Annotated in this window: 7 protein-coding genes; 5 read left to right on the top strand and 2 right to left on the bottom strand. The window is 64.5% G+C overall.

All coding sequences use genetic code 11. The features are described 5' to 3' along the window. The 3 genes from VMJ11_RS32065 to VMJ11_RS32055 form a co-directional block, all read left to right on the top strand. Window positions 1-763 (top strand): response regulator transcription factor (locus VMJ11_RS32065; protein WP_325625029.1); only part of this gene is annotated, 763 nt, incomplete at its 5' end. Window positions 764-773: 10 nt separating this feature from the next. Next, on the top strand, window positions 774-1,448 hold the full coding sequence (locus tag VMJ11_RS32060) for an energy-coupling factor ABC transporter permease (RefSeq protein ID WP_325625030.1): 675 nt from the start codon (window positions 774-776) through the stop codon (window positions 1,446-1,448). 219 nt (window positions 1,449-1,667) lie between these two features. After that, a complete protein-coding gene (locus VMJ11_RS32055; RefSeq protein WP_325625028.1) occupies window positions 1,668-2,330 on the top strand; it encodes a BspC domain-containing protein in 663 nt (220 codons plus the stop codon). 89 nt (window positions 2,331-2,419) lie between these two features. On the opposite strand, the gene VMJ11_RS32050 is transcribed toward VMJ11_RS32055, so the two are convergent. Together VMJ11_RS32050 and yaaA are read right to left on the bottom strand one after the other, a co-directional pair. After that, on the bottom strand, window positions 2,420-3,583 hold the full coding sequence (locus VMJ11_RS32050) for a M14 family metallopeptidase (protein ID WP_325625026.1): 1,164 nt from the start codon (window positions 3,581-3,583) through the stop codon (window positions 2,420-2,422). A gap of 60 nt (window positions 3,584-3,643) precedes the next feature. Further along, window positions 3,644-4,438, bottom strand: coding sequence for a peroxide stress protein YaaA (gene yaaA / locus VMJ11_RS32045; RefSeq protein WP_325625025.1), 795 nt, complete (start codon window positions 4,436-4,438; stop codon window positions 3,644-3,646). A 64-nt stretch (window positions 4,439-4,502) separates the two neighbouring features. On the opposite strand from yaaA, the gene VMJ11_RS32040 reads away from it, so the two are divergent. Then, window positions 4,503-5,027, top strand: a complete 525-nt coding sequence (locus VMJ11_RS32040; RefSeq protein ID WP_325625023.1) for a putative toxin-antitoxin system toxin component, PIN family — start codon at window positions 4,503-4,505, stop codon at window positions 5,025-5,027. Between the two features lie 107 nt (window positions 5,028-5,134). Further along, complete coding sequence (locus VMJ11_RS32035; RefSeq protein ID WP_325625022.1) at window positions 5,135-6,325, top strand: pyridoxal phosphate-dependent aminotransferase; 1,191 nt, start codon at window positions 5,135-5,137, stop codon at window positions 6,323-6,325. Window positions 6,326-6,407 lie beyond the last annotated feature (82 nt).

Genomic DNA, 6,407 nt, shown 5'->3' with positions numbered 1-6,407 from the left:
CGCTGGTATTCGCGCCGGCGAGTTGCACAACTTCGTCGCGCGGCACCGCAGCCTGCCTGTCGCCGTGCTGGTCGACAGCGCGGAAACGCCCGCCACTGTGCGGACGCTCATTGACGAAGGCGCCCGCGGCATCATCCGGCGCACGACGGACTCCATCCTGATCGTGAAGTTTCTCGAGCTCATCCTGCTCGGCGGCGACCATCTGCCGGCCGACGTGCTTGGCCCAAGCACGCCATGGCCACCTCCACCCCGGCGCAACGCCAAAGGCACCGCACAGGTCCGAAAGCTGCGCCCGAACGTCCAACTGTCGCCGCGCCAAGAACAGATCCTGCGTTGTGTCCACATGGGCAACACGAACAAGATGATCGCGCGGGCGCTCGGCATCAGCGAGGGGACTGTGAAGGTCCATCTGACAAGCATCTTTCAGCAGTTGGGCGCGCCCAATCGTGCGGCAGCCGTCGCGATCTACAACGGCTTGCTCGCGAACCAGCTGGAGGTGCTGCGCACCCAGCGCGAGCATCCGCCAAAGCCAAAGCACGGCGAGCACGGCCCGGTGCCGCTGCGCGCACGCGAGGGGCTAACGTTCCGCTATCCGTTGCTGCCAGGCGACAGTGTCGAGCCGCTGCCTATTGCCGCGGAACCGGACGCGCCCTACGGCGCGCCCCCGCCGGCCCTGCAGGCGCAGCCTGCCGAAGCGACCGAAAACGCCGACGAGGAAGCACCAGCGCCCGCTCGCCCACACGTTTTGCCTTCCAACGAGTAATATGAAGCACATGGGGTTCCTGTTCACACCGCTTCCGCTATGGGTCGCTATCGGTGCATGGATTGTCACCGCGGGGCTGCTCGCGCTCGCGTTGTGGCAGAACCCCTTCAAGCGCCTTCAGGACGCCACGCTCCAGCACGTGTGGCTCGCAATCGTCGTCGCGATCTCCGTGCTGTGGGCGAGCAACGCGTGGCTCGAGGACGGCACCGTACTGCATCTGCTCGGCGCCACACTCGTCGTCACGCTATTCGACTGGGGGCTCGCGCTAGTCGCAATGGGAACGGTCGTCGGGCTCGCGGCGCTGGTCTTCGACGCGCCCTGGGAGGGCATCGCGCTCACTTTTCTGGTATTCGGCGCCTTCCCTGTCGCGATTTCGGCGCTGCTGCAGCGCGCCTGCACAGCGTGGCTGCCGCGCAACCTCTTCATGTTCATCGTCGGCCAGGGTTTCGTCTCGCCTGCCATCGCCGTTTCGGCGGCGGCGTATCTGGCGCTCGGAACCCATGTCGCACTCAACAACGGATCGACGCTCACCATACCCGTCGGTTATGCGTTCAGCGTATTTTTGCTCGCTTCGGGCGAGGCCTGGTTCACCGGCATGGCAACCGCGCTGATTGCCGTCTATCGGCCGGCTTGGGTCACCACCTACGACGTGCGCCGCTATCGGCTCGGCGGCCCGCGTACCTGAGCGCTGCCCCACCGACAGTCGCCAGCAGTCCCGCCCGTCAGACTTTAGAACCGCTGGGCGCGACGACACGTCGCGCCCAGGCGCCAACGCAGGCGCAGCGGCGCTCATGCCAATTTCTCCGCTCAGGCACGCGAAAATAATTGTTTCCGGATTGAACTCATCCCGGTCACACCGCATCTTACTGAGCCTGATGTTTCACCCCTCTTCCGTATCAAGCAGATGGACTGCAACTACGCATCCCGCCGGCTGCTGAGCGTCGCCGGCCAACTGGCTGCGTGCGCCGCGAGCCTCATGCTCATTGCCACGCCCGCCGCGCAAGCCGATCAACTCGATCGGCACAACGATCTCGTAAATCAGTTCGTCACCCAGATGCACGCCGACCCGCTCGTGGCCGACTGCGCAGCGCACGCTGACTTCGTCGCGAGCACCTCAGCGGTGCTCGATCATGTCGAGTTCCCGCCCAGTTCGTTCGATAGCGCGCACGCGAGCGTGACGCCGTGGAACGACTCATTCGACGAACGCAAACAGCGCGTCAAGGTCGATACGATCGTGACCGTCGACGGTATCGGCATTCCCAAGGAAAGCGGCAACTCGCCGTACGATCTGAAGTTTCGCTGCGGCTACGTCGGCCAGCAAATGCTCGCGTTCAGCTGGAACGATCCAGTGCCGCCGGCAGGCGCACGCAGCGAGCGCAGCACGGCGCCGCAAGCCAGCGCGCATGCGAAAGGCAAACATTCGACGAAGAAGGCCACCGGCAAGAGTTCGAAGAAGGAGACCTCGAACAAGTCGAGCAACAAGTCGTCGAGCAGCGGTACAAAGACTGCGTCGAAATCCACAGCGAAGAAGACGACTTCGCACAAGAAGAAGACCGTGGCTCACTGATATCGCCAGTGTCCTCGGTGCGAAAAAAAGGGGGAAGCGGCCTGGCCGCTTCCCCCTTTTTTTACGCGCCGGCGCGGTCTATTCCCGCGTCACGCAAACGTCTCGACGTGATGCAAGACCGCCTGCAGCATCGCGGCGCCAAGCGCGGCACTGCGCTCGCCATTCCAGCCCACCCGTTCGTCGGGCAGATTGGCGTTGTCCTTGAACGGCATCTCGAGTGTGAGCGACAGGCAACCATAGCGGTGGCCGATGTACTTCGACGCGAGCTTGAGCGCGTCCTCGCGATAGCGGCTCGCCTCGTAGCCATGCTGGTCCTGAAAGTCAGGGCTCGCCACCTTGAACGCATCGATGAACGCCTTCTGTTCGATGCGCTGCTGCTCGGTGAAGCCCGGCAGCATCTCCGAGCCCGCGACGAACACATACGGCAGCATCTCGTCGCCGTGAATGTCGAAGAAGAGATCACAACCCGTTGCCTCGATCGCGTCGCGCACGACCAGCACCTCGGGGCTGCGCTGCGCGTCCGGCTCCATCCATTCGCGGTTCAGGTTCGCACCCACGGCGTTGGTGCGCAGGTTGCCGTGCACGCTGCCGTCCGGGTTCATGTTGGGCACGATATGGAACACGGCGCGGTCATAGAGCTTGCGCGCGACCGGATCGCCCGCCCAGTCGCCCCAGCCCGCGAGTCGCTTGACGAGCCCCTCCACGAACCATTCGGCCATCGACTCGCCCGGATGCTGACGCGCGATGATCCACACGGTCTTCTTGCGCTTGCCGTCGGGCGCGGTGTCGCCTGGCATACCAAGCGAGAGCAGCGACATGGGCCGCCCTTCCACGCTCTGGCCTAGCTGCGTGAGCGTCGCCTGCGGCAACTGTTGCAGTGCGCCCAGGAACTCCGCATGACGCTCCTCGCTGTACGGCTCGAAGTACGCGTAGTAGATGCTGTCGAAGTCGGGGGTATGGTCGATAACGAACTGCTTGCCATCGTACGTGGTCGGCACGCGAAACCAGTTCACGCGGTCATAGCTCGCCACTGCCTGGTAGTCGCGCCAGCCCTCGGGAAACGCGCAGGCAGATGCGTTCTCGAACGTCATCACGCAACGCTCGCCGCGTACGCCCGACAGACGGAAGTGGAACCACTGCGCAAATTCCGACTGGTTATCCGAGCGCACGCGCAAACGGATATCGTCGGCACGCTCGCACGACAGAACCTCGATCGCGCCGGCGTCGAACTGGCTGGTGATGGCAATCGTCATGTTTGTATCCTTTGCTGGTTCGGCTGTGCACGCGGCGATCGGCCGCCGCACGCCTCGCGCTTACTCGGCCACACGCCGACGAAATACGTAAGTCGAATCGTTCGATGCATTCGCATCGAACGCATAGCCTTCCACGTCGAACGCCTTGAGTGCTTCGGGCTCGGCAATGCGGTTCTCGACGGCATAACGCGCCATCAAGCCGCGTGCACGCTTCGCGTGGAAGCTGATGATCTTGTAGCGGCCGCCCTTCCAGTCCTCGAACACGGGCGTGATGACCGGCGCCGCGAGCTTCTTCGGCTTCACGGCCTTGAAGTACTCGTTCGACGCGCAGTTCACCAGCACGCGCGCGCCTTGTGCCGATTTTTCCTGATTGCGCTCGAGCTGTGCATTCAGCGCGTGCGTGATGCGCTCGCCCCAGAACGCATAGAGATCCTTGCCGCGCGCGTTTTCGAAACGCGTGCCCATTTCGAGGCGATAAGGCTGCAGCAGGTCGAGCGGACGCAGCAGGCCGTAGAGCCCCGAGAGCACGCGCACGTGCCGCTGCGCATAGTCGAGATCGGCCGACGACAGCGTTTTCGCGTCGAAGCCTTCGTAGACGTCGCCATTGAACGCAAGCACGGCCTGCTTCGCGTTGGCCTGGCTGAACTGCTTCGACCAGTCGGCATAGCGCTCGAAATTCAGGCGCGCGAGCGGGTCGGAGATGCTCATAAGCGTGCCGATCTGCTGCGGCGAGAGGCAGCGCAGGCCTTCGATCAGTTCGGCTGCGTCGTCGACGAAATCGGGGATGGTGTGGGTTTCGATGTGTGCCGGCGTGTCATAGTCGAGCGATTTGGCCGGCGACAGAACGATTATCATAGAGGCTTGCAGGCACGCAGTGCCGATCTTCAAAGGCGAAAGCCCGATTGTAGCGAATTCACGAATGACCGGCCTCACGCCCCCGACCGCAACACCGCCCTCTATCGCCACCCGCGCCGCCGCGCCCACGCTTTGCGTGGTCCTCGATTCAAATGTCTGGCTCGACATTCTCGTGTTCGACGATCCGCACACGCGCCCCATTCGCACGGCGCTGGAGCGCGGCGTGATCCGGGCGCTCATCGACGCGCGCTGCCAGGCCGAACTTGCCCACGTGCTCGACTATCCGCAATTCGCCGGACGCGGCGTCACCAAGGCGGACGCGCTCGCCGCGCTGGCCGTGCTCGTGGAGCAGGTCGAGCCGCCCGAGCTTCCCGCCGACGCGCGAGCGCTGCCGCAATGCCGCGACCGCGACGACCAGAAGTTCCTCGATCTCACGCGCGCGAGCGGCGCGCAATGGCTCGTCTCGAAGGACCGCGCGGTGCTCAAGCTCGCGAGGCGCGTGGCGCGCGACTTCGGCTTTCGCATCGCGACGCCCGACGCCTTCGTCGCCGAATGCGCGCAACGCGCCGCCGAACCCGCGCAAGCCTGATATCGCGTAAGAAAGCGCGCGAATGGCGCCGCCGCCAGGTCCAACCACCGCCGCGCCAATTTGCCTACAATCAGGCTTTCGATTCCCGTACCCCTTCCGCACGCGACATGAACGCATCGCATCCCACGCCAACTTCGCAAGACAGCCTGCTCGCACCCTCTTTTCCATCGCGTCTGCCGAACGTCGGCACGACGATCTTCACGGTGATGAGTGCGCTCGCCGCCGAAAAAGGCGCGGTGAACCTGGGCCAGGGCTTTCCCGACTTCGAATGCGACGCGCGCATCGTCGACGCGGTCGCGCAGGCCATGCGCGAGGGCCACAACCAGTACCCGCCAATGGCGGGCGTGGGCGCGCTGCGCGAGGCGATCGCGGACAAGATCGAGCACGTCTACGGTCGCCGCTACGACGCGAACAGCGAGATCACCGTCACGGCGGGCGCGACCCAGGCGCTGCTCACAGTCATACTCGCCACCGTGCATGCGGGCGACGAAGTGATCGTGGTCGAGCCGACCTATGACAGCTATCTGCCGTCGATCGAGCTGGCGGGCGGCAAGCCCGTGTTCGTGACGCTCGAAGCACCGGACTTCGCGATTCCGTTCGACCGCCTCGCCGCGGCCATCACGCCGAACACGCGCCTCATCCTCATCAACACGCCGCACAACCCCACGGGCACGGTCTGGCGCGCCGAGGACATGCGCAAGCTCGAAGAGATCGTGCGCGGCACCAATGTGCTGATCCTCTCCGACGAAGTCTACGAACACATGGTCTACGACGGCCAGCCGCACGAAAGCGTCGCGCGCTATCCGGAACTGGCCGCGCGCAGCTTCATCGTGTCGAGCTTCGGCAAGACTTATCACGTGACGGGCTGGAAGGTAGGCTACGTGGCCGCGCCCGCGCCGCTCACCGCCGAGTTCCGCAAGGTGCATCAGTTCAACGTGTTCACCGTGAACACGCCGATGCAGTTCGGCCTCGCGCAATACCTGCGCGATCCGAAGCCGTATCTGGAACTGCCGGCGTTCTACCAGCAAAAGCGCGACTTCTTCCGCGCGGGCCTCGCCAGCACGCGCTTCAAGCTGCTGCCGTGCGAAGGCACCTACTTCCAGTGCGTCGACTACTCGGCAATCAGCGATCTGCCCGAAGCGGAATTCTCGAAGTGGCTCACGGCCGAGATCGGCGTGGCCGCCATTCCGGTGTCGGCTTTCTACCATGAGGCGCACGAATCGGGCGTCGTGCGTTTTTGCTTCGCCAAGCAGGAGAGCACGCTCGCGACCGCGCTCGAGCGGCTCGCACGGCTCTGAGCCCCCTCTCGCGCGATGAATCCGCGAACGGCAGTGCGTTCCCGATCATCGCGCGCGAGGCGAGGCAACGGGGCGCGCAAGG

The organism is Paraburkholderia sp. (assembly GCF_035501035.1).
Classification (GTDB): domain Bacteria; phylum Pseudomonadota; class Gammaproteobacteria; order Burkholderiales; family Burkholderiaceae; genus Paraburkholderia.
This window is presented reverse-complemented; position numbering and strand designations above follow the sequence as displayed.